Source organism: Psychrobacter sp. PSP, from assembly GCF_024085615.1.
Lineage (GTDB): Bacteria > Pseudomonadota > Gammaproteobacteria > Pseudomonadales > Moraxellaceae > Psychrobacter > Psychrobacter pacificensis.
In genome coordinates this window covers 118,845-145,421 of sequence record NZ_JABLTF010000015.1, presented here as the reverse complement: position 1 = coordinate 145,421, position 26,577 = coordinate 118,845, and the positions used below count along the sequence as shown (strand labels likewise).

Genomic DNA, 26,577 nt, shown 5'->3' with positions numbered 1-26,577 from the left:
GCCAAACACAATCAATGACATTCAATTATCGAACCCTTATATAGTTAAAAAATATGTAGCCTTACCAGTTTATAAGGTCATGCCAGTACTTTTGGCGATACTATTTTCTGTTATAAGTAGTTGCTTAACATAATCTTTTTAGCAACTATCATTTATATTCTATGCACCAAAATAGTTGCGAAAATGCACCAAGTTGGTTTTGATTGTCACTTTAAAGGTGCATCGCTTACTTTACTTAATCGAGAGGTAACTTAGTTTTATCTAAGCAATATTATTTAATTGGGATGCCTTTAGAGCCATCTGGTACAAAGCGTAGCCCTATTAAAAAAGATGATGTTTTATATCTATGTCAATTTTATATTTGCAGCTGGCACATCCATTGCACTCTCTTAATGGTCGCAACTGATAAGTTTCTGACTCATAACGTGTTTTTATAACTTTAATGTTAGCCATTTGAGGAAATCGTCTATGCCTTTATCGAAACCTGATGTGCCAAATAAAAACAACCTGAATATCTTTTCTTTTAGCGGTAAAAACAAAATTCTCCATCTTGGGTGGATGGCGTTTTTTTTCACCTTTTTTGTGTGGTTTAACCATGCACCATTCTTATCTGCGATTGGAGAGAGTTTGAACCTCACCAAAGACCAGGTAAAAACTTTATTGATATTAAATGTTGCCTTGACTATCCCAGCTCGGGTCATCATTGGTATGTTGACCGATCGCTTTGGTCCTCGGCTTGTTTACACTGCAATTTTAGCCATTGGGGCAATTCCCTGTTTCACCTTCGCTTTTGCACAAGACTACAATACGCTAGCCCTATCACGCTTTTTATTGGGTTTTGTTGGTGCAGGGTTTGTGGTTGGCATTCGTCTCATGAGTGACTGGTTCCCTGCCAATGAGCTGGGTACAGCTGAAGGTATCTATGGGGGCTGGGGAAATTTCGGCTCTGCCGCCGCGGCACTGCTACTACCGACAGTCGCTATTGCGGCCGCTGCCGTCTTTGGCGGTGAGGAAGGTTGGCGTTATGCAACGGCTACCTCAGGGATGGTTATGCTGCTCTATAGTGTGATTTTTTATAAGATGGTACGTGATACCCCTAAGGGCGCCACATATTTCAAACCTAAAAAATCGGGTGCCATGATGGTGACTTCATCAGGTGACTTCTGGCTCATGATGGTATTTAAACTGCCTATGTATTTGGCATTGGGCTTATTGGCGTGGAAATTATCACCAGCTGGTGTGAGTTTGCTGAGTCAGGCAAGTGTCAACATTGTCTATATTGCGTTGGTGGTGTTATATGTTTATGAATTTATCAGTAGTTATCGTTTTAATAAGGAAGTATTTACCACACCTGTGCCAAAAGCTCACCGATATGACTTTAAGCAAGTCGGTATTTTGAATATTTTATACTTTGCGACTTTTGGCTCAGAGTTGGCCGTGGTATCTATGTTGCCGCTTTTTTATCAAGAGACTTTTAACTTATCGATTGTCATGGCAGGTGTCTTGGCATCAAGCTACGCCTTTATGAATCTGATGTCGCGTCCTGGCGGTGGCTGGTTGAGTGATAAATTCGGTCGTAAAATCACTCTTTTGATTCTCACCGCAGGTTTGGCTGTTGGTTATCTGTTGATGGGTATCGTTGACTCTTCATGGCCGATCGCGCTTGCGCTGTTGATTACTATGTTCTGCTCTTTCTTTGTACAGGCGGGTGAGGGTGCGGTGTTTGCTGTGATTCCTTTGATTAAACGTAGTATGACCGGGCAGTTTGCAGGGATGACAGGCGCCTACGGTAACGTCGGGTCAGTGATCTATTTGACCGTACTGAGTCTGGTATCGTATCAGGTGTTTTTCTTTGTGATTGCTGCAACGGCTGTGGTTGGCTTCTTGGCGCTGTTTTTATTAAAAGAGCCTGAAGGCGTCATCATTGAAGAGATGCCAGATGGCAGCTTTGCTCAAATACAAGTGAGCTAAATTATGCATGAGAGCGTCAAACAAGCGCCTAAACAAACAAATCAAGTAAGCAGCCATGATGCGGACGTTGCATTGTGGCTGCCTGATTTTTTTACGATGGCAGGACGCAAAGCTGATAATCAAGATAGCCTACTCATAACGACCTGCCTACCTTATGGGTTTCCATCGTTATCATCGTCAGCGTTTCATGGGGCTCATCCCTCTTTTACAGCGCCTTTATTGGTGCTGATGGCTGATGGAGTCAGTGCTTGCCAGTTTCCCAAACAAGCCAGTCAGTCAGTGATAAACACGGTGACACACCATATCACCTCAAAACTTGCAGAGATGGTACAGACAGATAGGGTGCAAGCAAATGAGATATCAAACGAATCTCAAGAGCAATCGCCAAATCTACTACACCGCTTTGATGACGATCAAGTTGCCATCGTGATTAAGGAGGCGGTGCACCAAGCCAATGATGCGCTTTATTTCCCGCAAGCGTATGAGCGCCTGCCAGCTTTATTATCGACTTTATCAGGATTGCTCTGCATAGGCGACCGTATTCATCTGTTTCATACGGGCGATTCTCGTATCTATCGTATCGGTATCGACAGTATGGTGCTATTGACCAAAGACCATCATATCCACCACGGACGGGATAAAGGAGCCCTGTCTGCTGCTATCGGTGCTGACACACGAGTGGAGCTGCAACAATCTGTGTTCACTTTGCACCAAAACGAGTGTTTGGCGCTCATGACCGATGGGGTTTATGAGTCAATTACGCCAGCAGAGTTACAGTTTGAGCTGTGTGCTGCGGTACAGGCCATGCACCAATCAGTGGCATGTCCCAATCAAATCATCGACCATCTTCAGATGAGCCAGCGTTTATGTGAGCACGCCTTTAGCGAGGGTAGCCACGATAATCTCAGTGTAATCATGCTCGGTATGAACGATGAAATCATAAAGAGTAAAACGCACCGAGAAACAGATAACGGCATTGCGCTTGATCAGGGTGTGGATAGCGACAGTAGTCACGCTCAGGATATCAATCACTATCGCTTACCAACGGGCTTGGCAGTAGGGGCACAGATTGATAATTTTGTGGTCAAAAAAATCATCGCGCGTACGGCTCGCAGTGAGGTGTATTTAGTAGAGGATAACGACCAGCATGCATTTGTTTTGAAATCGCCAAGTCTCAATGTCATTGCTGATGGGCATTATCTACGTGAGTTTTTAAAGGAACGTAAAATCGGTTTGAGCCTGTCCAAGCACAAACGTATTGGTGAGCCCGCTTACAATCAAGTGAACCCCAATAGCGTATCCTCCCATGATCCGCTGTTAACCAGTGATGTCTCTAAAAAACTGAATGCTACTTTCAATGCGTCTAATGCGTCGGGGCTTTTGCGCTACTACCCAGTGCCTGCCAGTAGCACTTATTTATATCATTTAACGGAATATATCGAAGGGGAGAGCCTACGAGTTTTTATGGATCGTCAAGCCCCTTGTGATATTTGGCAAACTTACGATTTACTCACTAAGATCGGCATGGCGGTCCGTGTGATGCATCGGAATTATCTACTGCATCAAGATATCAAGCCTGAAAATATATTATTAACTCAATCAGGTGCGGTCAAGTTAATCGACTTTGGCTCTGCTAGCTCCTCCATACTAAAGGACAGTACGCGTCCTCCTAATGGCGATTTGCACTACGCTGCACCAGAATATTACACCGATGCCCCAAAAGGCGTGCATTCTGATTTGTTTTCCATTGCCGTGATTGGTTATGAGTTACTTACAGGTGAGCTACCATTTAGCTCGCAAGAGTTGATGAACCCATCCGCCTCACTGATCGTACCTGCAGAACGCCTGCGTCAAAACCGAGTGCCCGCTACCAGCCAGCAAGCGTTGATGCGTGCACTACATTCTAGTACGCAGGCAAGGTATCAAGCGATTGGCGAGTTCTTACAAGACTTTAATCCTGATAATAGTAACGATACCAGAGACCCTGAACCGCTGATCATACGTCATCCCTTATTGGTTTGGCACAGCATTTGCTTTATTCAATTTGTCATTATCATATCGTTGCTGATTTATTTTTCATAAAACCTTGTTAAACGTAAATAGTACGACAAGCCATTTTACTCAACGCTGCGTGTTGCGGCTAAGGAATGATTTTCCTATGTCACTTGATTCACCAGAACCAAACCATACTGCTTTCTCTACCAATGCTTCTTCTTCTAGACGTCAGACTACTGCGGGCATCGTTATTATAGGCGCTGGGATGGCAGGCAGTCGTTTTGCCATTGAGCTGGCACGTGCCCAGCAGCAAAGCAGCCAAGAAAAAGGCGCAGCTCATTTACCCATCACGCTGATTAGCAAAGAACCGCAAGTGGGCTACAACCGTATCATGCTGTCACCCGTACTCTCAGGAGAGTCGGTTTTTGAAGAGACATATTTATACGAGCTAGCAGAATATGAGCAATTGGGTATCACGGTATTGGCTGGCACGTCGGTAGATGCAATCGAAACCAATCAGCAGCGTGTCAAATTGAGTGATGGACAAACCCTGGATTATACCGAGCTGGTGCTTGCTACTGGCTCACAAGCTCGCGTCATCCCTTTTGCCAATCATGATGCTAAGGGGGTTCATGTATTTCGAGAGATTGCTGATGTGCAGGTATTGACGGAGTACGCGCGCCAAGCAAAAAAGGGTCTTGTCATTGGTGGCGGGGTGCTGGGTCTGGAAGCCGCTTGTGCTTTGGCGTCTCAAGGGGCAGATATGACAGTGGTTCATGTCGATAGTCATGTTCTCAACCGACAGCTTGATATGCCCGCCGCTCATCTGCTACAAGCAGAGCTCTTCAGTCGAAGTGTCAAGCTGGAGGTGTTAGCCAACACAGAATGTATTACGGTCAATGATCAACACGAGGTTAATGGTCTGTTGTTAAAGGATGGCCGCACACTGCCAGCAGACTTTATTGTCATGGCCGTTGGTGTCATCCCCAATACGACACTGGCCCAGCAAAGTGGTCTTGAGGTTAACCGAGGTATCCTTGTAGATAACTTTATGCATACGAGCTGTCCTCATGTCTATGCGATTGGTGAGTGTATAGAACTGGATGGTGAGCTGTTCGGTATGGTAGCCCCTGTCAACCAACAGGTGGATACTTTGGTTTCTGTCCTAAAAGAGTCGAGCGTCTCAAGTAGTAGGAGACTTAGTAGTGACTCACGAATAACCGAATACAAAAACCACTGGCATCCCTTTATCAGCAAGCCTTTATCTTTAAAATTAAAAGTATCTGGCATCGCCGCTTTTTCAGCAGGTCAGATTGCTTTTGATGATATTGAAATGGCACAGATAGAGCGCGTGGTTTATCAGCAAACGAGCCTCGATCATTATCTTTGTCTCTATATTAAAGCAAGCAAACTTATTGGCACGGTACTATACGGTGATGTGAGTGAAAGCGGGTTTTATAGTCAGCTGATCACTGATGGCAGTGACATATCCTCGATAAAAGAAGACCTTATCTTTGGCGAAGCCTATTGCGATGTAGAGAAAATAGAAGCAGCTGAGCCCGAATCTGCCGTGCCAAGTGACGCACACCTAATAGGAGAGGCCTCATGAGCAGCACCATCTTAAATGACGATCAAGCCCTCAGTGTCGTACCGTCCTCTCGCATTACAACTTACACTGAGGATTTGATCAGTCCTATTCGTACCACTTGTCCTTACTGCGGCGTAGGCTGCGGCGTACTAGCAAACATCGATGAGGCAGGTGTAGTCAGCGTGACAGGCGATCCTGAGCATCCAGCAAACTTCGGGAAACTCTGCTCAAAAGGCAGTGCATTGGCACAAACATTGGGCACTGAACGCAGGTTGACTCAGCCTTATTATCAAAACAAACAGCGAACAATAGCAAAAGGACAACCGACAGATACGCAGCCTGCCGCGTGGGAGGCAGTATTGGATGATATTGCCAGTCGTTTGAATAACACTATCGTGACACACGGGCGTGACAGCGTAATGTTTTATGTGTCAGGGCAGCTGCTTACTGAGGATTACTACGTTGCCAATAAGTTCATTAAAGGCTTTATTGGTAATAATAATATCGATTCCAATTCGCGTCTTTGTATGTCCTCAGCGGTTGCAGGGCATAAGCGTGCTTTTGGTGCAGACTTAGTGCCTAGTAATTATGAAGATTTAGAGTCTTGTGATTTATTGGTGCTGGTGGGCTCCAATATGGCGTGGTGTCATCCTATCTTATTCGGACGGTTTTTAGCCGCCAAAAAGCGTGATCCTAATAAAAAACTAATCGTGATTGATCCGCGTCGTACTGATTCTTGTGAATTTGCTGATTTGCATTTACCCATCGCTGTTGGCACGGATACGCACTTATATAACGGACTGCTGCATTATCTTGAGCAAGAAGGCTGTGGTGATAAAGACTATCTTAAGCAGTGTCATGATGTTAAGCCCGCCTTAGAGGCCGCAAAAACATGGACGATTGATAAAGTGGCGACGGCATGTGGTATCAGTGCGGATCTGGTACAGGAGTTTTATGCGCTGGTTGCTGCAAATGATAAAACCGTCACGGCATTTAGCATGGGTGTCAACCAATCTGCAAGTGGTACCGACAAGGTCAATGCCATTATCAATACTCACTTGTATACTGGGCGAGTGGGCCGAGTAGGTGCAAGTCCGTTTTCACTCACCGGTCAGCCAAATGCGATGGGCGGGCGCGAAGTCGGTGCATTAGCTAACCTGCTTGCCGCGCATCTAGACCTAGACAACGAGCAGCATCGTCATTTGGTGGCTGATTTTTGGCAAGCGCCGCAACCGCTTGCCGCAGAAGTTGGGGTAAAAGCTTGCGATGCTGCTGATGCCATACTAGATGGCCGTATCAAAGCCATCTGGATTATGGCGACCAACCCTGTCGTCAGCTTGCCTGAGGCTGATAAGTTTCGCCGCGCATTGGCTACCTGTGATTTGGTGATTGTATCTGACTGCTCCGTCGACAGCGATACGGTTAAGTGTGCAGATATTGTTTTGCCTGCACAGGGTTGGGGGGAGAAATCAGGCACAGTGACCAATTCGGAGCGCCGCATCTCGCGCCAGCGGGCGTTAATGCCTGCACTCGGACAAGCAAAGCCTGACTGGTGGATACTGTCGCAAGTCGCTAAACGCATGGGTTTGACAGGGTTTGATTATCAGCATCCTAGGGATATATTTAATGAGCATATCGCTCTGACAGCTTATAGAAATGATACCAGCCAAGATCTATCAGAAAACAATCAACCGCGCCATCTTAATTTAGCAAAAGATCTTTCGCCAATGGTAGTAGGGTCGATAGCGTCGATAGAGGAAAGCCCAAACCATCTTAAGCAGCGAAATAAAAACGTATTCTCTTTCAGTCATGACGCATATGATGTCATGACACCGTTTCAGTGGGGCGGCGCACGTATTACACCTAGCAAAACGAAATTTATTGCCATTACGCCTCCCAGTCACGCCAGTATACCCCATAGGCATACGCAACGATTGAGCTCGAAAAGCGCTCATAGTAAAAAAAATAACGGCAGTCATACGTTTCATCAGAATAGCTCAGGAGCATTAGACCTACGGCTGATTACAGGTAGGCTTCGCGATCAATGGCATACGATGACGCGCACAGGACTTGCACCGCAGCTCAACCAACACGAGTCTGTACCAACGCTCACCGTGCATCCAAATGATGCCAAGCAGCTCGGTGTTGACCAAGGCGATTATGTACAGCTACATCCCTGCTATGATAACAGCTACGAGAAAAGCGAGAAGCTAAATCTATCAACACAGAACCAGCCGCCGCGTACGGTCGCGAGCACCACTACAGACAGTCAGGTGCTCGCCCAAGTTGCCATCAGCGACAGTATGAGTGCAGGCGATGCCTTTATGCCGATGCATTGGAGCAACGCCTTTGCTCGTTTTGCTCGCGTAGGCACGCTGATCCCAACAGTCGTTGATCCACATTCAGGACAGCCTGAATTAAAAAATTCTGCAATCAGCGTGATGCCTGTACCGATGAAAACTTATGGCAAGATTTTGGTGCATCCTGATCTACAAGACACCATAATAGTGCATCTGCGTGAGACTTTATTGGATTTTGAGAAAGAGCCTGAGGATCAAGGAGTGCTGATACCTTCTTCTGATACAAATACAATTTCTGAAAGATCAAACTCATTACCCGCATTGACATGGAGTTTAAGTCGTCAAACCAATAGCGTCTTGATTACTTTAGCCAGTCCTGTAGACAAAGTCATCAATAAACTGCTTGACCCTAAGTACTGGCAAAACTTTATCAATACCTATCAAGCATCTCTCACCGATAAATCGATCAATAGTGCCTTTACTTGCAGCAAGCAAGTAAAGCAGCTTCGCTTCGTCTCGACGCAGGTAGAGGCAAATAATAAAGTGATAGATCGGGCATCGATTAGTACGTCAAAGTCTGACATACCAAGCGATCAGCTACTGCTCAGCATTTGTTTTGCGCCGCAAGTGGCGCAGCTACCCAGTATGCATTGGCTTAACAATTGCTTTGCCAGTACTGATGCGATACCAGAGAATCAACGCTATAAGTGGTTGCTGGCAGGTCGTCCAGCGACAGGGTATGTTGATCCAGGTGCATTAGTATGTTCATGTATGGCTGTTGGAGAGAATATTATTATCGAAACAATTACCAAGCAGCAGTGTATGAGTGCCCACGCGGTTGGAAAAGCATGCCGAGCAGGGACTAACTGCGGTTCATGTGTGAGTCAAATTAATGCCTTGATCGATAGGTATGCGTCTTAAGTAGTGCTTGTTGCAAAGTTTGATCGTTAATATGGCATAGGGCTTGCAGCGTATTTTATATGCTCTTCTTTTCTTAGGTATGCCATTGTTAGGTGCAGAGTTGCGCGTTATTAACAGTGTTATTAGGAGTTATTACCATGACTGATTCATCTACCTTCATTACCGCATTAACTTCACAAAATTTACCCAATATAAATTGTCATATTAGAGTGAGCGATGAGCCATCAGGTATAGAAAAAAATGTGAAAACGGGCACGGTACATTTGGTTGGTGCAGGTTCTGGCGATCCTGAGCTACTCACGTTAAAAGCATTACGAGTAATGCAAAAAGCAGAGGTCGTGCTCTATGATAGTTTAGTTTCAGAGGATATCTTAGATATGTGTGCGCTGACGGCAGAGAAGATATTTGTCGGTAAGCGCCGTGCCAATCACGCACTACCACAAGAAGGTATCAATGAGCTACTGGTCAAACACGCGCTAGCAGGCAAAACGGTCGTTAGGCTCAAAGGTGGCGACCCCTTTATATTTGGACGCGGTGGAGAGGAGCTGCAAGAAGTGGTGCGTCATGGTATTCATTTTGAATCCATTCCTGGTATCACTGCTGCTAGTGCGGCCGCAAGTAGAGCAGGTATTCCCTTGACACACCGTGATCATGCGCAAGCCGTAAAATTTGTGACCGCTTGCAAAAAGTTGGGCGCACCTAATAATGACTACGATGAACTCTTAGACAGTACGCAAACGGTTGTCTTTTATATGGGGTTGAATCGACTAGATGAGATGACTCAAGGGCTAATTGCCGCAGGGCGCGACAGTAATACACCTTTTGCTGTGATTAGTCATGCCAGTTTGCCAACGCAGCAGCTTCTTATCGGTACACTTGGCAATATTGCCGAGCAGCAAGCTCAGGCAAAATTACCAACACCTGCGCTATTGATTATGGGCGATGTGGTTAATTTATATCATGAGTTTGCAAACTACAACCTTGGTGCGTTAGGCAAAAGTACCTTTATTGACGTTCAAAACGTTGTTAGCAGTCATGATTTAGTCAGTAATTTGGAGGTTGTCACGTAGGATAGAAGCATACTAGTGCCAAGCGATAATAGTGCTTAGCACTTTTATAGTATGTCAGCGCAAACACTTAAACAGGGTAATGACTACTACAAAATACTAAAACGCATGTAAAAAGTAGACGATGTAATAAAAAGAGTATGATGCAAGGTACGATGACTTTGGATACATTAAGAGTTAGTTCAGCAGACTGGTATAAGTGGTTCCATTATACCAGTCTGTTTTAAGTAGTCTATTAATAGGTTCAAAGGGTTAAATAGCTGGTTCCCTTGGAGCATACTCATGTAGAACTGCATGTAATAACACTAATTTGGACTTTGATAATGAAAAAGGATAAACCATACATTGTTGTGGTTTAATATTGTTGTAACAACGGTAACTTTACTTATTTAATAGAAGAAAAGATAATGAAATACAGGACATTGAGAACAAACTAAACAACAGACCAAGAAAACGATTAGGGTTTAAAACGCCTATGCAGGCGTTCTATAATATTAATTAGCGTTGCACTTGGTGTGTTAATCTAAGAAGCGATTAAACCCAGTGCTGAGACGACCAAAAACGTAGCGCGCCAACCGAAATGCTGTCCAATCCATGTACCAAGGGGGACGCCAGTGACGAGCGCCACAGTGAGTCCGGCAAACATAATGGCAATTGCACTGGCTTCTTTTTCTTTACTGACAAGGCTAGTAGCTATCATGGAACCAATAGAGAAAAACACACCATGTGCCAGACCAGTCAAGATACGGGCAAGTATTAAGGTTTCATAACTGGGTGCTTGCCAAGCCAGCAAGTTGCCGATGACAAACAGACCCATTAGGCTCATCAGTACTATTTTACGATTCCAGCGACCAGTGAGTGCAGTAAGGATAGGGGCACCGATAGCGACACCAACGGCATATAGGCTGACGAGCAACCCTGCTGAAGGCAAGCTCACGCCCAAATCGGTGGCAATAGTTGGTACCAATCCAACAATGACAAATTCGGTTGTCCCAATTGCAAATGCGCTTAGAGTAAGCGCCCATAAAGCGAGTGGCATAACGACATCCTAATAATTAAATAATGCGCGTAGTTTGACCGATTTATAGTTTGCAAAAAACAGCACAAATGACAAAATACCTTTGTTAATTTTGTAAAGGTCATCATGATGATGGGACATGCTAAAACAGAAGATATAGAGATATTTTTGACCGTAGTGGATACGGGCAGTTTTACTGGCGCTGCCAACTTGCTGAATCAGCAAGTCGCTAAAGTGTCTCGTGCGGTGTCCAGACTCGAAGATACGCTGCAATGCACGCTATTAAATAGAACGACACGGCGCTTAGAGCTGACGGAGGAAGGACATGTCTTTATTAGATATGCGCGTGAGAGTTTAAATACGTTATATACCGGTGAAGAGGCAATTAAGCTGTTAAAACAAGCGCCGAGTGGGCATCTACGAATTGACGCTGCGAGTCCGTTTGTATTGCATCAGCTGACGCCTTTGGTTGGTGAGTTTGTGCAGCAGTATCCGCATATTACGCTTGATTTGACCTCGCATGACAATATCATCGACTTGCTTGAGCATAAGACGGATCTGGCTATCAGAATTGGCGATTTAAAAGACTCAAACTTGCATGCGCGTCTATTGGGTAAAAGTCAGCTGCGGCTAGTAGTCAGTCCTGAATATTTATATCAGCATAATGAAGTAGCTCATATTAATGATTTAAGCACTCATAAATTAATTGGCTTTAACGATGCGTCAAAGCTAAATAGCTGGCCACTAAAAACACCAGTGAAACTGAACTTTCATATGACTGGCAGTAGCGGCGAGACTTTGCGTCAGCTGTGTTTAAATCATCAAGGTATCGCTTTACTGTCAAATTTTATGATTGGTGACGATTTGAAATCTGGACGATTGGTTGAGGTGTTGCCTGAGGCTATAGTAACACCAAACAATCGCGAATCCATACAGGCGGTCTATTACAAAAACAGTGCCGTATCATCGCGTATTTTAGCATTTTTAGATTTTATTCAGCCACGACTGACATTATAAGTTTTATCCGTTTTTATTCATTTTATAAGGGGTATTATCATGGGTTACGTTTTTATTTATCTTGCCGCGGTGGTTATCTTTCTAGGAGTGGATGCTGTTTGGCTGACGACCATGAAAGGGGCTTTTTATGAGTCGCGCATCGGTCATCTATTGGCGGATGAGCCTAACATGATGGCAGCTGGTATCTTTTATATGTTTTATATCTTGGCACTCTGCATATTGATTCTATATCCACAAATCAAAGCAGGTGCATCAGTTGGTCATATTTTCTTACTTGGTGGTTTGATTGGTCTAATGGCCTACGGTACATATGACTTTACTAACTTGGCACTATATAAGGGCTTTACGCTAGATACAGCGCTCGTTGACTTTGTATGGGGCGGTGTTTTAACGGGGTCAGTCAGCGCGATTGTCGCTTGGCTGGCTTATCGTTTTCATTGGTTGAGCTAACCAAGATCGCCCTTATTCATAAAAGCTGGCCCTATATAGCTTTGATTTACATAACCTAGACCGATTAGAGACATAGGGCTGTTTGCGCTATTTGGTGTCCTACTGTATAAATGGTAGGCACAACAAATAAGTGTCAAACCATTTAAGGAACGTTATGCCGCAATACAATACCAGCTCGACTGCCAAAAAAGCCCCACTGAATCATGAACTATATATGTCGATATTGATGACGCCTGATATGGCAAATTTTATCGGTAATGTCCATGGCGGTGATTTGCTAAAGATGCTCGATCAGGTCGCTTACGCTTGTGCCAGTCGTTATAGTGGTAGCTATGTCGTGACATTGTCCGTGGACCAAGTTATGTTTCGTGAGCCTATTTATGTGGGCGAATTAGTAACCTTTGCAGCCAGTGTCAATCATGTGGGAAATACCTCAATGGAGATTGGCATTCGTGTTGAGGCAGAAGATGTGCGTGCTCGTACCGTGCGCCATACCAATAGCTGCTATTTTACAATGGTTGCTATCGATGATAATGGCAAGCCAACTCCTGTCCCTCCGCTTGTCATCAAAAATAAATTACAGCAATGCCGAGCAGATGCAGCGATAGAGCGAAAAAAACTGCGTATGGAAAGCGCACATCGTCCCAGTTGTGATATTGAAAGCTTGAATCAAAATTTTGGCGAGCCTGAAGATATTGCCAAATAGAGTCACTAGATCTGGTTATCAGATGTTGATGATATAACGGCCTTACGCTACAACGACTCACTAAAAAGACACTGATATTGTAAAGCGCTTACTTTAAGCTGATAGGTATTTCAAGCCATTCGTCCATGGTGAATATATTCACTATCAACATGTTATTCCAGTGAGTTTAGTATGAGTCTAAAGCCATCCGTTGGTAATCCCCAACATCATTCGTCAGCTTCTTCTAAAGTGCCGAGTCATCGTGCGCGTGGAGGTGGCAACCTGACAACCTTCAATGATCCTAAATTAAAGCATACCCTTAACCAAAGTCCTGAAACCAACGATGAGCACTCAGGCTCGCTCATTACGGTGTTGATTGCCGTTGGTGCCAATGTCATTATCGCGATTGCAAAAACCGTGGCTGCCTTTTTGACAGGATCTGCTTCCATGATTGCTGAAGCAGCTCATTCATGGGCGGATGCGTGCAATGGTACGTTGCTCATTGTCGCCGAAAAAAAATCTGTTAAACCTGCTGATAAGAGCCATCCATTAGGCTATGGCAAAGAATCCTATGTCTGGTCAATGATTGCTGCTTTTGGTGTATTTACGGCAGGCTCGATTGTGTCTATTTATACGGGTATTAAGGAGTGGAACGCTACTGAATCTGAGACCAATTATACGATTGCTTTTATCGTTTTAGCAGTCGCCTTTGTGCTTGAGGGGTTTTCGCTGGTTCAGGCTTATAGACAGAGTAAAAAGCACGGCGAAGCATTAGATGTGAGTGCGCTTGGCTATGTGGTAGATACCTCTAATCCGACTTTGCGTGGTGTGTTTTTTGAGGATTTAGCTGCCGTTATTGGCTTGGTGGTTGCCGCCGCCGCTATGGGCATGCATGCCTATACTGGAGAGGCTTATTGGGATGCGCTTGGTTCTATCATTGTAGGCTTATTACTGGGGGTGGTCGCGATATTTTTGATTAGCCGTAACCGTGATTTTTTGGTGGGGTATAGAGTCACTGACCGTATGCACGAGTATGTGTTGAGCGAACTGCTCAATCATCCAGATATCGATAGTGTGTCCTATCTACACCTAGAGTGGGTTGGTCCTAAAAAGATCTTTATGGTCGCCGCAGTGGATATCGCAGGCAATCAGAAAGAAGAACATGTCGCTCAAAAGTTTGAGGAGATTGAAAACTTGTTCCGAGATAACCCTGTATTCCAAGAGGCAATTTTGACACTATCGGCACCGAATGCTGATATTCTGAAATTAGAAGATATTTGAGCTATAAAGCAAGTCAATAAAAGAGAATACAGTGGACGGATTTATTGGCAGCAGGTAGATTGTTAAATATTCGATACGTCATTCATTGTGTAAGACACAAAAAAGTGTAAGGCACAAAAAAGCCGTCAATAATGACGGCTTTTTTTATTCGCAATTATGAGTCTAAAATACCCATTAATTCACGGATACTTATTTCTTTGGCGCATTCGCACCGATGAACCAAGCATCTTTATCGACGATGCGACTAGCTTCAGTGAATAGGTCAGCGGTATCTTCATCACCAGCGTCGCCAGCAGTAGCAATAGCTTCTCTTAATGTCTCTGCTACTTTTTTGTAGCGGCTAGTTAGCTCGCGTACGTGTTGATCTACTTCAGTAATATCAGTTGGGTAGTCATCTAGAATAGACTCTTTTACCACACGACTTGCCAGACCGTTTGGTTGACCACCCAAAATCACAATACGCTCAGCAATAGTATCTGATACTTCAAGGATACGATCTGACGTTTCGTCTAACAACTGATGCACACCGATGAAACCAGTACCTTGTAGGTTCCAATGACACTGTTTGCCATCTAGGGTTAGATCAATAACGTTTGCCAAGTTAGCATTTAACAAATCAATCATTTGTTTTGCGGTATCGTCTGAAATTCCACTTGCGTAACGTTCTCTCATATTTTACTCCGTTATTTATTTAAAATTATTATATTGAATGAAAATCTCAATGTATTGTTATTAGTCTTTTACTCTTACCTGATGACAATCAATCCAAAATAAATATCAGAAATATCTCTATCTGCCGGCTGATAAGTCACCTGCTTGTTAATTCATGATCGATAATAGCAGCTTGAATCGATGTTGGAACCCCTCAGTGTTAGGCTTTGTTAGGTGGTCGTGTAACGGGTTTGTTAACCGTGAAAATCTTTGTAAATTTATCAAAGTCTATGTGCGTTTTTTATAACAACGGCAGGTTTATTTATCGATAAATAGTATCTTTACAGACTTATATTTTGTGTAGCGCGATATGGCAATATGTATAAGATAAGACTCGTCATTATCCGTTAAAAAGCCTTTAAAAACCGCTGCTCAGACTCCATATTGTTATAAACTTTAATAAGAAGAAAATTACTATGAGAATGCCTGAACCGCGCTCATCGCGTCAGTTAAACCAATTGGCCGCTCAGCTCCAAGGCGAAGCTGAAATCAGTGGTGTCAATGCGTCTGGAACGAAAATATCCAGCCGTGCCTTTGAGATGGTCACCGATTTTGAGCCAGCAGGCGATCAGCCGCAAGCCATCGAAAAGCTGGTCAAAGGTATTGACTCTGGTATGGATGAACAGCTATTGCTAGGTGTGACGGGCTCTGGTAAAACTTATACCATGGCTAAGGTCATCTCTGAATGTCAGCGCCCAACCATCATCATGGCGCATAATAAGACCCTTGCCGCGCAGCTATATGGCGAGTTTAAGTCGTTTTTCCCAAACAATGCGGTTGAGTATTTTGTCAGTTATTATGACTACTATCAGCCAGAGGCCTATGTCGCTGCTAGCGATACCTTTATCGAAAAGGACAGCGCCATCAATGATCACATTGATCAGATGCGTTTGTCTGCCACTCGTGCACTACTTGAGCGTCGTGATGCGATTATCGTTGCATCGGTATCGTGTATTTATGGCTTGGGTGATCCAGAAAGTTATTTAAAAATGCTATTGCATGTGGTGGTTGGTGATCAGATAGACCGTACCGCAACTATTAAGCGTTTGGTTGAAATGCAATACACCCGTAACGAGTTAGATTTTGGCCGTGGTACTTATCGTTTGCGTGGTGAACTGCTAGATATCTATCCTGCTGAGTCTGAGCAACTGGCGGTACGTGTGCATTTGTTTGACAATGAAGTGGAGAAAATCACGTGGTTTGATCCGTTAACGGGCAAGACCGTACGTAGTGTGCCGCGTATTACCATTTATCCAAAATCACATTATGTGACGCCGCGCAATAAGTTAGAAGCGGCCAGTGAAACCATACGCGCTGAGCTTGAGTCGCGTTTGGAGTATTTTCGCGAAAACAACAAGCTGATTGAAGCACAGCGTCTCAAAGAGCGTACCCAGTATGATCTTGAGATGATTCAGCAGCTTGGCTACTGTAATGGTATCGAAAACTACTCACAGCATCTCTCTGGTCGTCCATCAGGGGAAGCGCCGCCGACGTTGTTTGATTACATTCCAGAAGATGCTCTGCTGTTCATCGACGAGTCACACGTGACCGTCTCTCAGATCGGTGCAATGTATAAAGGGGATAGATCACGCAAAGAGAACTTGGTCAACTATGGCTTTCGTCTGCCAAGTGCGATGAACAACCGCCCGATGAAGTTTGAAGAATGGGAGCGCATTAAGCCCAAAACCATTTATGTCAGTGCCACGCCAGCGCTGTATGAGCTTGAACATAGTGAGCAGGTGGTAGAGCAGGTTGTACGTCCAACGGGTCTGATTGATCCTGAGATCGAGATACGTCCGGTCTTGACACAGGTCGATGATGTGCTGTCTGAGATTACCAAACGCCGTGAAAAAGACGAGCGCGTATTGATTACCACCCTGACTAAGCGCATGTCAGAGGACTTGACCAGCTATCTAAAAGAATATGGTGTCAAGGTCGCTTATCTGCATTCAGATATCGACACGGTAGAGCGTATGGAGATCATTCATGAGCTACGTACTGGTAAGTATGATGTGTTGGTCGGCATTAACTTGCTGCGCGAAGGTTTGGATATGCCTGAGGTCTCATTGGTGGCGATATTCGACGCAGATAAAGAAGGGTTTTTGCGTTCTGAGCGTTCACTTATTCAGACCATTGGTCGTGCAGCACGTCATTTGAACGGCAAGGCCATTCTCTATGCAGATCGCATTACTCCAAGTATGCAGAAGGCGATAGATGAGACAGAACGTCGCCGCGACAAACAGATTGCTTTTAACCTTGAGCATAATATTACGCCAAAAGGCGCGCGCCGTAGCATCACTGATAAGATTGATACAGGCGAAAGCCTAGATGCCAATGACAATCAGGCTATCCCAGTCAAGAGCAATTTGCCTGATGTCGATATCAATATCTTGCGTAGTCCTGATTTATTGGCCAAAGAAATCAAACGTCTTGAGAAGCAAATGCAGCAAATGTCGCGTGATTTGAAATTTGAAGAGGCGGCGAAGACCCGCGATAAAGTGCTGGAGCTTAAAGCACATTTGAGCTGATTGTCTGTATTAAATAATATAAAAAATGGGGTGCGCACTGAGCACCTCATTTTTTTGGTCTATTCGATAAGAGGGCGCTGACAAAGATTGGAATAGAACCCAGTGCCACTTACCATATCGGTATCAATCTTATAATTCATACAGCATTCCAAAGCATTGGCTCATGATGGGTTCGGTAGTTTGCCATATGCAGCGGAGTTTTTGGAATCGACACAATTTAGGCGTATTGTTTATGGTGCTTACCAATATCTACCCTCACAAGCCAGCTTTATATTTCATGAGGTAAAGGGGGACGTACAAACCTATGTCAACAGAATGCACGAGCATGGTATTGCGGTTGGTCGCGAGTTTGCGCCCATCACAGGTTTCAATCGTATAACGCTTGGCAGACCTGATGAGATGGCAGTATTCGTTGAGGTGCTCAAATCATTTCGTGAACAAGGTTGGGTTTAATCACTATAAATAGGATAGTGTCTTGATAAGACTTGAGGCAAGCTCTTTATTTTTACCAACATCAAACGCAGTTTTACATATCGCACCTTAAAAAATCGCTCTCTATCTTATAGAATAGCCTCATAAAGCATGATCTACTCAGCATATACATAAAAGCTTTATTACAGCAATAGAAGTAGGCATGCTCTTGTATTTTATAATTATAAAGTTAGGGAAGTACTTATGTTTGATATCAAGTCGTTTTTTAAGCGGGAAGTAGAAAAAAAGCTTATCAACGTGGACGATTATATTTTTATGCCTGAGCGGGTAGAGATGGAGCTTGAAGGTGGTCAATTAAACTGTGTGTTAAATAGTGATGGGCGTGTAGATATTTTTTATAGCAAGGAAGGGGTAACTGAGGTTGGTTCAGCGTCACGCAAGCATCCTTTTACCGCATTTGAAAAAGAGCTGTATCATGGTGTTTATGATGATGTTATTACCGAATTAGTAAAAGAGGTGGATAAAATTATTGATGGCTCCTCTAAGTATTTCCGGCGCAGCCAGACATTGCCTTTTACAGCTGCTCTATCCCAAAACCCAGCTGATTCAAACAAATTTTAGGCAAATGCGATAACGTAAGTAGGTAGTAAGTAGGTAGATAGTATAAAGCGTCAAAAAAAGGGGTGTGCTATTGGTAGCGCACCCCTTTTTTTGTGACGTTTTTTATTTATTAATATTGTGCTCTATTTGACAAAACTGGCATAGCAGCTTTGAAGCGATTTGGCGACAACTCTAGTGACCAGTTGAGCGCGATACTGAGAATCGATAGCGGCATTACCCAATTCAACGATGGTCACTTGCTGCGGGGCTTGCTCACTCACGCAACCACAAACGTTACTTTTAACAGACTCTTGCTGCGCTTCCGTCATGGCGACGCTTGCAACACGCCAAGCGGTTTGTTTTTCAATTTGGCTACGGCATTGGTTGTCGATCGCCGCTTTAAAGACATTCATGCCAATCTCATTTGCGGTACCAATTGCTGTGCCTGTGCCGTCATTTGTAGCACCTGTCGTGGTGCAGCCTGCTAGCGCGACAGTAGCCAGCATAACGGTCGATGCCAAAAGTTTTTTCATAAGTGAATCCTTGAAAGTGTTTGATAATCTCTAAAGTGGTATATTATCAGTAAAATATAGTAATGGCATCATTAACCCGTCGCCTGAGACAGTCTACAATGCGCTTACTCACAAAAAAGCCAGCTAAAAAATCTCATAGCTGGCTTTGTAAATATGGCGTTGCCTAATGTTTATTAAACATTTTTACCATGTTCTTTTTGCTGAATGTCTTTGGCAAGCTTATAGCATTCGTTGATATGGTCAGTAGCGATTTTCTTAAAAATTGTATAACCCATGGTCGCAGCAACCAGTTGACCGCCTAATGGGACAAATTTGGTGACTTGTTTGGCTGCGATACGACCACCAAAACCTTGAATGGTTTTCTTAACGATACCACGTGTTGCCATCAATCCTGCAAAATCTACAGTGCGATCTTTGACAGCGCTCCAATGCACTTCGCGTGACTGAAGATCGATTGCTGACTGACGGTCTTCAATCAAACCAAAACGTTCGCTGATCTCAGGAATCAATTGCGTCAGCATGCCAGCATCAACCGCCACATCAAAGAACGGTACAGGAACAATGGCAACACCAGCAGATATTCTGGCGCGTTTTTTTACCATGTCGAGGCATTCTTTTTTGACTTTATCAAGATCTAAGCTAGGATCGATCGTATTTGGTAATTTTTCAGCAGCTGGTGTGGTTTTCATAAAGTATCCTTATAAATAGTTAAAATATTGATGATGTAACCGTCAATAATTAGCAAGTCTCTCAGTTGTCTACTATTCTATGAATTTATAGGTGCCATACAATCATTGCTTTGTAGCAAAATGCAGAAAACTACGGTCACTATGCATCCTTTTTGTAAATGAAGAGTCACATGCGATACGTGTTCACTGAATAAATCCTTTTTCCAAATTACCATTTAAGCCAACATCTTTGGTAAATAAATGCAATATTAGCTAGTGTACAGAGACGCTATAAAGAGACGTTATAAATTGTCGTTGTGACCCTGCCTTAAAGGCAGTAAAATACGCTCATGCTAAATTTAACTCCCCGTAATACCAGCACTCGCATTGACGAGTTGCCCGCCGCGTTGCAACCACTTGCCGCCCAATCATTGACGCTTGCTCGCTTATATGCAGGCCGAGGTATCACTGCACCTGATGAGCTGGAGACTGGTTTGTCTGGTCTGTTGCCTGCTGACATGCTGCACGGTATCACTGAAGCCGTGCGTCTATTGGACATCGCTATCGATGACGGTCAGCGTATCCTGATCGTTGGTGACTTTGACTGTGATGGCGCAACCAGTACCGCGCTGATGATGCGCGCACTCACAAAGATGGGGGCAGTCGTCGATTTTTTGGTGCCCGATCGCTTCAAATACGGTTATGGGCTAACGCCAGAGATTGTCGAATTGGGCATCGAAACCTTTCAGCCGGACATGATCGTGACGGTCGATAACGGTATCTCCAGTCATGAAGGTGTGGCGCGTGCCCAAGCGGATGGTATTACGGTAATTATCACCGACCATCATCTCACGACTAAAGAGACACCACCTGCTGAAGCCGTCGTCAATCCCAATCAGCTTGATTGCAATTTCACCAGTAAAGCACTGGTCGGGGTAGGGGTCGCGTTTTATGTGCTCGGACGATTGGCAAAGCTGCGCCGCGACGCTGGCAAGTCTACGGTGCAGGTCAGTCAGTATTTAGATTTGGTAGCGCTTGGTACGATCGCAGATGTCGGCGTACTCGATAAAAACAATCGTATCTTGGTCCATCACGGGCTATCTGCTATTCGTCAAGGTCGCTGTTGTATGGGTATATTGGCGCTACTTGAGCAAGCAGGCCGTGACCCCAAGCAATTACACGCACAGGATTTTGGCTTTGTGTTAGGGCCACGTATCAATGCGGCTGGACGTATGGATAATATGTGTATCGGGATTGAGTGCCTATTGACCGAAGACTGGAGTACCGCCCAGCGTTTGGCGCAAGAGCTTGAGCAACTAAACCGTACACGCCGTCACGTAGAAGGCGAGATGCGTGCGCAGGCAGATAGTATCGTACAGACATTGGCTACTGAAACTGATATTGAGGTCGATGAAAATACAAGCGACAGTGGCGATGACCTCATTACTCAAGAAGTTAATACTCAATTCGCCACTACTCATAAGACAAGCCATACAGACACTCGTAGTATCATTCTGTATCAGGATGATTGGCATCAAGGCGTGATTGGTATTGTCGCTGGACGTTTAAAAGAAAGTCATTACCTACCTAGCATTGTTTTTGCGCCAGCAGATACAGAGCAGACTGGTGAAGACGATGCGATTAAGGGATCAGCACGGTCAATTGCTGGCGTGCATATTCGTGATGCGATTGAGCAAGTCGCCGAGCGTCAGCCTGATCTCATCAGTCATTTTGGTGGTCACGCGATGGCAGCAGGTCTGACCCTAAAGCGTCGTAATTTTGAGCCATTTGTCGACGCCTTTAATGAGGTGATGGCACAAATGGATGATGACGTGTTTGCAGAGCAGAAATTCACTGATGGACCTTTGCAAGCGGGAGATTTTAGCTTGTGGTTTGCTGAACATTTAGCAGATGCTAGCATTTGGGGTCATGGATTTGCACCGCCGATATTTGACGGTGTGTTTGAGGTATTGAGTTTTAAGATATTAAAAGACAAGCATCTTAAACTATCGCTGCGTTATCCAGACGTCCAATATCCAATCGAGGCAATCTGTTTTAACTTTGACAATGACGCTTGGGATTACCGTGCCAAAAAAGTGCATTTACTATTTCAGCTAGATATCAATGAATGGAATGGCAAACAAAGCTTACAGCTGATGGTAAAAGACTTGGCTGTGGTAGAGCAAGGTTAAGGCTTAAATGCTATCAGTACAGTCAAGTTTGAGTGTGCTGATAGCATTTGCTACTTTTTGACTTAACATCAGTACTTCCACTCAAGAGTGGGGAACTGCCAATCATAACGAATAGCCAGCATACGCAAGGTAAAAATCGTACTCATCGCAGAGATATCAGCAACCCAATCGGTAACGCCTAAGTTCTTTAGAGCAAAATATAGAATACCCCCAGTTAACGCCGCAGTGATATAAATCTCTTGCTGCAATACCAGTGGAATCTCATTACAAATCATATCGCGAATGATGCCACCAACGATGATGGTAATCACCCCCAACAACAGTGCCACTGGCACATTGGTACCCATACTATCAGCGACCTTGATACCGATGAGCGTAAAGGCGGATAGACCGATGGTATCGGACAGTTTGAGGAACTTATCAACGCGTCTTGAGTTTGGATGAAAAAATATCTGCATGGCTAGGGAAGAGATCGTAATGAGTGTCAGATAGCTCATATCTACCATCCAAAACAGCGGATGACGATCCAAAATCACATCGCGTACGGTGCCGCCACCGATGGCTGTGACAATAGACACCAGCAAGCAACCAAAGACATCAAAGTTCTTATGCTTGGCTAGTATCGTCCCTGAAACGCTACAGGCGATAATCCCAATCATATCAAAAAAATAGATCAAAGAGCGCGGATCAAAAGTAGTGATTAGGACAGCAGGATCTAATACGATAGCCAACATAAGCCATTCTCACTATTTTTGATGATTGTCAGCTTTTATGTACAAAAAGCATTGCATTTTTGATCAGCTATTTAAGCAACCAAACGGATAGAGGGCAAATGCCAGTCGAATCTGAGCGCCAGCATGCGTACCGCAAAGATGACAAACAACATAATAAACTCATTGATGCCAGCGCTGACACCGACATACTGCAGGCATAAATATGTCACAGATCCTGCGATACTGGCCGTGATATAAATCTCACGCTGCAATACTAATGGTATCTCATTGCAGATAATATCACGGAGCATCCCACCAATAATGGCTGTCCAGACGCCCATCATGATAGCAATAAGAGGTGACATGTCTTGGGTCAATGCGACCTTAAAGCCAATCACGCTAAATGCCGCGAGACCAATGGCATCGAAAAGCTTAAGCGCATTGTCGATCTTGTGATATAGATGAAAGAATATTTGTAATACAAGGGATGTCACGGTAATGACGATCACATAGTTGAGATCCATCATCCAAAATAGTGGGTGACGATCTAGTGCCATGTCACGTAGCGTACCGCCGCCGATGGCATTGACCATCGAAACCAAGATGCAGCCAGCAATATCAAAGCCTTTGTGCTGAGCGAGCAATGTCCCTGCAATTGCGCAGGCGATGATACCCACCATGTCCAATAAATATAATAGAATATCAGGAAAAATTAAATCATTAACCATGGTTATATTGCCAAATATTGAACATCAAAATGATGGAGTTTTTGTTTTGAATAATGAATTTTTGGCTGATGTAAAAAACTCAGCGCATCGTTAGAGCGTCATTTAGCCATCTTTTGCAAACAGTATCAAGCCAATGATAATCAGTACAATACCGACCAGACCTAAGGCTGAGGGTAGTGGATTTCCCAGCAGGATCATACCACCAATCAAAGCAAAAATGATTTCACTGGCTTGGGTCGAGTCAACGCCCGCGACCTCACTTGAGGTCACCGCGTGCTCACGCGCATATAAAAACAGACTGGTCGCGGCCACCCCTGATAACAAGGCGACCAGTAGCGTGTTAAATACCTGCGCGCTGCCAGGTAACTCAGGGCGCACCATGATGCCTAAAACGAGCCAAAATGGCAAACTCCCGACGGTCATCAACCACACTTTGTTAAAGGCGTTCTGTAACAGATCCGTCTCGATAACAGGAATACGTCTGATCAGGGTTTGCAGTGTGGAGTTGTTCGCAGTATCACGGTCAGCGCTATGCGTATCAGCAGTATCATGCGCGCTGGCCAATAATGCTGTTTCGGCGCGCATCAGCTGCTAGTGGTGCTCACTATCTTGATGCCTATCTTGGTGTCTAGCTTTAGGCTGTTTCGCATTGTAAGAGGCCTGCCAAACCAACTGATTGCCAATAGGATAGCTAAACGCCGCGATCAGTGCTGGCAGCGCGCCATACAGTAGCATTTGCGTCAGTGGTATGGCATTGGCATCACTAGGCGCGTGCAAACCTTCACTGACGTTGACCAGTACCACGCCAACAAAAACAATCAGGGCATAAAAAATGAATTTTTTATCAAAGCGTTGTCCGAATGCCAGTAAGACAAGCAAACTGGTCACGACGGTAAACATAAAGGTCGCCGCCACAACCCAACCACTGGCGTGATCACCTGCATAACAGATGCCAGTATAAAACACGCCGAAGCCAATACTACCAGTAATGCACCAGAAACCTATATGTTGACTAAAAATCGCCCAAAGCTCTTCGATGCGTCCCATACCGTGTTGAACAGCAATCATTGCCGTCAGTAGTAGTAGCACAAATACGTAGCGCAAGCTCGCTGACCAAAACCAATGCCCACCAGCAGCGCTCATCAGCTCATTTAATACAAAGGTTGAGCTAAAAAACGCACCTGACAGTAGTCCTAGCAAGATCAGCCGAATCATGTTTCCTCCTTGAAAGTACGTGCCTGTATTTGTATTTATATTTATTGTTCTAAATGGATGTTCTATCAGTGACTAGCGTATGGTTTGTCTTTTTATTTGCCTTTGGCATCTGCCCAAATAATTTTGTGTAGTTGCAGCTGAAAACGAACGGGCAAGGCATCTGCCAGCATCCATTCAGCAAGCTCTCTTGCCAACACAGGTACCTCAGGGCTGAGCGCTTCATCGACATCATCTGCCACGTTGAACATCGGCGAAAACCAAACGGTACCGACCAATTCATTTAACTTATGCTCGACTAATTTTTCTTTTGCCCAGTCATAATCTGTGCGGTTCATGATGACAAACTTGATCTGATCGTGCTCGGTGAGATGTTCGAGATTTGACCATAAGTTTTTGTCCACTTCGCCTGAGCTTGGTGTTTTGATATCCATCACTTTGCTGACGGCTGGTGGTACATTTTGCACCGAGAGCGCGCCCGCTGTCTCAAGGGATATCTCATAGCCATCGCTGAGCAAGCGTTTCATCAACTCAATCGCATTTGGCTGTGCTAATGGCTCACCGCCAGTCAGACAAATGCGCTTACATGGATAGCTTTTGATCGTGTCTATGATGGTTTCTAATGACTGACGCTCGCCGCCCGTAAAGGCATATTCGGTATCACAGTAGACGCAGCGCAGCGGACAGCCCGTTAGACGTACAAATATCGTCGGCAAGCCAGAAGTCAGGGCCTCACCTTGTAGGGAATAGAAAATCTCAGTCAAACGTAACCCCGCTTCAGGGTCAGTGACGGGGATAGCGGCGGTGCGCAATAGTGATTCACTCATAATATGTCAAATACAGTTAAAGGTTGATAAGGCGATGGAGCGGTTATCAATCGTAATAAAGAAGAAGGCAGGCTGTGTGGTATTTGTCGTTTTATGTTTGGATAAAACAAAACCAAAAAACGGATTATAACGCAACGCTCTGCATTAGGGTGCAAAAAAGACGCTGAAGTTTTCTTCAGCGTCTTTAGTAACTATGATTTATCGACGTCCGTACCGTTCGGGTACGAGGCTATAAATATTAAAATACTAGTCTAAACGTAATAGCTCATTCACAGCGGTTTTTGCACGAGTTTGCGCGTCTACCTTTTTCACGATGATTGCAGCGTACAAGCTGTGAGTGCCGTCTTCTGATGGCAAGCTGCCTGGTACGACAACAGAGCCTGCTGGTACACGGCCGCGATGGATCTCGCCAGTCTCACGGTCATAGATGCGTGTAGATTGACCGATATAGACACCCATAGAGATGACAGCGCCTTCTTCGACGATCACGCCTTCAACGATTTCAGAGCGCGCACCGATAAAGCAGTTGTCTTCGATGATGGTTGGGTTGGCTTGTAATGGCTCTAAAACACCGCCGATGCCAACACCGCCTGATAGATGCACGTTTTTGCCGATTTGCGCACATGAGCCAACGGTCGCCCACGTATCAACCATCGCGCCTTGATCGACGTACGCGCCAATGTTGACATAAGAAGGCATCAATACCGCACCCGCTGCGATATATGAACCTTTGCGAGCAACGGCTGGTGGTACCACACGGACGCCTGCTTCTTTGAACTGTGCTTCAGTCCAGTTAGCAAATTTCGTTGGCACTTTGTCATAGAACTGCACATGCTCGCCCGCTGCTTGAACGTAGTTGTCGTTCAAACGGAACGATAGTAGTACCGCTTTTTTGGCCCACTGATTGACGACCCATTCGCCATCTTTCTTTTCGGCCACGCGTAGGCTGCCATTATCTAGCTGCTCGAGTACTTGCTCAATCGCGTCACGCACGTCTTGTGGCATGTTGCTTGGGCTGTATTCGTTGCGGTTTTCAAAAGCTTGTTCGATGGTTTGTTGTAATGACATAAAGATTCCTAAAATAAGTAAAAGGGAGAGGTGACTCGTATTTATAGTGACATAACTTGGGCGGACCGGCTT

General features: G+C 44.6%; 20 protein-coding genes and 2 pseudogenes. 13 read left to right on the top strand and 9 right to left on the bottom strand.

Features of this window, described 5'->3' with window-relative positions; all coding sequences use genetic code 11:
- Positions 1 to 468: 468 nt before the first annotated feature.
- The 5 genes from HL061_RS04520 to cobA all read left to right on the top strand — a co-directional run bounded on the left by HL061_RS04520 (position 469) and on the right by cobA (position 9,845).
- Positions 469 to 1,971, top strand: a complete 1,503-nt coding sequence (locus tag HL061_RS04520; RefSeq protein WP_212564301.1) for a NarK family nitrate/nitrite MFS transporter — start codon at positions 469 to 471, stop codon at positions 1,969 to 1,971.
- A gap of 3 nt (positions 1,972 to 1,974) precedes the next feature.
- Entirely contained in the window at positions 1,975 to 4,053 is a 2,079-nt protein-coding gene (locus HL061_RS04515; protein ID WP_252962558.1) for a bifunctional protein-serine/threonine kinase/phosphatase, read from the top strand.
- 76 nt (positions 4,054 to 4,129) lie between these two features.
- Entirely contained in the window at positions 4,130 to 5,575 is a 1,446-nt protein-coding gene (locus HL061_RS04510) for an FAD-dependent oxidoreductase (protein ID WP_252962557.1), read from the top strand.
- Positions 5,572 to 8,775, top strand: a complete 3,204-nt coding sequence (locus HL061_RS04505; RefSeq protein ID WP_071002018.1) for a nitrate reductase — start codon at positions 5,572 to 5,574, stop codon at positions 8,773 to 8,775. Before HL061_RS04510 ends, HL061_RS04505 begins: the two co-directional genes overlap by 4 nt.
- A gap of 137 nt (positions 8,776 to 8,912) precedes the next feature.
- Positions 8,913 to 9,845, top strand: a complete 933-nt coding sequence (gene cobA / locus HL061_RS04500; protein WP_071002017.1) for a uroporphyrinogen-III C-methyltransferase — start codon at positions 8,913 to 8,915, stop codon at positions 9,843 to 9,845.
- 526 nt (positions 9,846 to 10,371) lie between these two features.
- Here the strand turns inward: cobA and HL061_RS04495 are convergent.
- Positions 10,372 to 10,881: pseudogene (locus HL061_RS04495) on the bottom strand (MFS transporter); the annotation flags it as partial.
- A gap of 108 nt (positions 10,882 to 10,989) precedes the next feature.
- Here HL061_RS04495 and HL061_RS04490 point away from each other — a divergent pair.
- From HL061_RS04490 to HL061_RS04475, 4 genes are all read left to right on the top strand, one after another.
- A complete protein-coding gene (locus tag HL061_RS04490) occupies positions 10,990 to 11,877 on the top strand; it encodes a LysR family transcriptional regulator (RefSeq protein WP_071001941.1) in 888 nt (295 codons plus the stop codon).
- A gap of 39 nt (positions 11,878 to 11,916) precedes the next feature.
- A complete protein-coding gene (locus HL061_RS04485; RefSeq protein WP_071001940.1) occupies positions 11,917 to 12,327 on the top strand; it encodes a DUF2177 family protein in 411 nt (136 codons plus the stop codon).
- Positions 12,328 to 12,481: 154 nt separating this feature from the next.
- On the top strand, positions 12,482 to 13,033 hold the full coding sequence (locus tag HL061_RS04480) for an acyl-CoA thioesterase (RefSeq protein WP_071001939.1): 552 nt from the start codon (positions 12,482 to 12,484) through the stop codon (positions 13,031 to 13,033).
- Between the two features lie 171 nt (positions 13,034 to 13,204).
- Positions 13,205 to 14,293, top strand: coding sequence for a cation diffusion facilitator family transporter (locus tag HL061_RS04475; RefSeq protein ID WP_083328842.1), 1,089 nt, complete (start codon positions 13,205 to 13,207; stop codon positions 14,291 to 14,293).
- Positions 14,294 to 14,482: 189 nt separating this feature from the next.
- Here the strand turns inward: HL061_RS04475 and dps are convergent, their stop codons facing one another.
- Complete coding sequence (dps, locus tag HL061_RS04470; RefSeq protein WP_252962556.1) at positions 14,483 to 14,965, bottom strand: DNA starvation/stationary phase protection protein Dps; 483 nt, start codon at positions 14,963 to 14,965, stop codon at positions 14,483 to 14,485.
- A 455-nt stretch (positions 14,966 to 15,420) separates the two neighbouring features.
- On the opposite strand from dps, the gene uvrB reads away from it, so the two are divergent.
- The 3 genes from uvrB to HL061_RS04455 all read left to right on the top strand — a co-directional run bounded on the left by uvrB (position 15,421) and on the right by HL061_RS04455 (position 18,585).
- Entirely contained in the window at positions 15,421 to 17,532 is a 2,112-nt protein-coding gene (uvrB, locus tag HL061_RS04465) for an excinuclease ABC subunit UvrB (protein WP_252962555.1), read from the top strand.
- Between the two features lie 180 nt (positions 17,533 to 17,712).
- Positions 17,713 to 17,985, top strand: a complete 273-nt coding sequence (locus HL061_RS04460; RefSeq protein ID WP_143007408.1) for a hypothetical protein — start codon at positions 17,713 to 17,715, stop codon at positions 17,983 to 17,985.
- Between the two features lie 222 nt (positions 17,986 to 18,207).
- On the top strand, positions 18,208 to 18,585 hold the full coding sequence (locus HL061_RS04455; protein ID WP_071001936.1) for a hypothetical protein: 378 nt from the start codon (positions 18,208 to 18,210) through the stop codon (positions 18,583 to 18,585).
- A 122-nt stretch (positions 18,586 to 18,707) separates the two neighbouring features.
- Here the strand turns inward: HL061_RS04455 and HL061_RS04450 are convergent, their stop codons facing one another.
- Together HL061_RS04450 and HL061_RS04445 are read right to left on the bottom strand one after the other, a co-directional pair.
- Entirely contained in the window at positions 18,708 to 19,097 is a 390-nt protein-coding gene (locus HL061_RS04450; protein ID WP_071001935.1) for a hypothetical protein, read from the bottom strand.
- Between the two features lie 173 nt (positions 19,098 to 19,270).
- A complete protein-coding gene (locus HL061_RS04445; RefSeq protein ID WP_071001934.1) occupies positions 19,271 to 19,786 on the bottom strand; it encodes a hypothetical protein in 516 nt (171 codons plus the stop codon).
- A gap of 329 nt (positions 19,787 to 20,115) precedes the next feature.
- Here HL061_RS04445 and recJ point away from each other — a divergent pair, with 329 nt between their 5' ends.
- The gene (gene recJ, locus HL061_RS04440) at positions 20,116 to 21,957 is read left to right on the top strand and encodes a single-stranded-DNA-specific exonuclease RecJ (protein WP_252962554.1); all 1,842 of its coding nucleotides are present in this window, start codon (positions 20,116 to 20,118) and stop codon (positions 21,955 to 21,957) included.
- Positions 21,958 to 22,025: 68 nt separating this feature from the next.
- Here the strand turns inward: recJ and HL061_RS04435 are convergent, their stop codons facing one another.
- The 5 genes and pseudogenes from HL061_RS04435 to dapD all read right to left on the bottom strand — a co-directional run bounded on the left by HL061_RS04435 (position 22,026) and on the right by dapD (position 26,505).
- Positions 22,026 to 22,691 (bottom strand): trimeric intracellular cation channel family protein, encoded by a 666-nt coding sequence (locus HL061_RS04435; protein WP_071001932.1) that lies wholly within the window; start codon positions 22,689 to 22,691, stop codon positions 22,026 to 22,028.
- A 71-nt stretch (positions 22,692 to 22,762) separates the two neighbouring features.
- Positions 22,763 to 23,398: a trimeric intracellular cation channel family protein gene (locus HL061_RS04430; RefSeq protein WP_240366174.1), complete on the bottom strand. Its 636-nt coding sequence runs from the start codon at positions 23,396 to 23,398 to the stop codon at positions 22,763 to 22,765.
- Between the two features lie 102 nt (positions 23,399 to 23,500).
- Positions 23,501 to 24,613 (bottom strand): annotated as a pseudogene (locus HL061_RS04425) (multidrug resistance efflux transporter family protein).
- A 92-nt stretch (positions 24,614 to 24,705) separates the two neighbouring features.
- Positions 24,706 to 25,437, bottom strand: coding sequence for a 7-carboxy-7-deazaguanine synthase QueE (gene queE / locus HL061_RS04420; protein ID WP_240366176.1), 732 nt, complete (start codon positions 25,435 to 25,437; stop codon positions 24,706 to 24,708).
- Between the two features lie 246 nt (positions 25,438 to 25,683).
- On the bottom strand, positions 25,684 to 26,505 hold the full coding sequence (gene dapD / locus HL061_RS04415; RefSeq protein WP_071001928.1) for a 2,3,4,5-tetrahydropyridine-2,6-dicarboxylate N-succinyltransferase: 822 nt from the start codon (positions 26,503 to 26,505) through the stop codon (positions 25,684 to 25,686).
- Positions 26,506 to 26,577 lie beyond the last annotated feature (72 nt).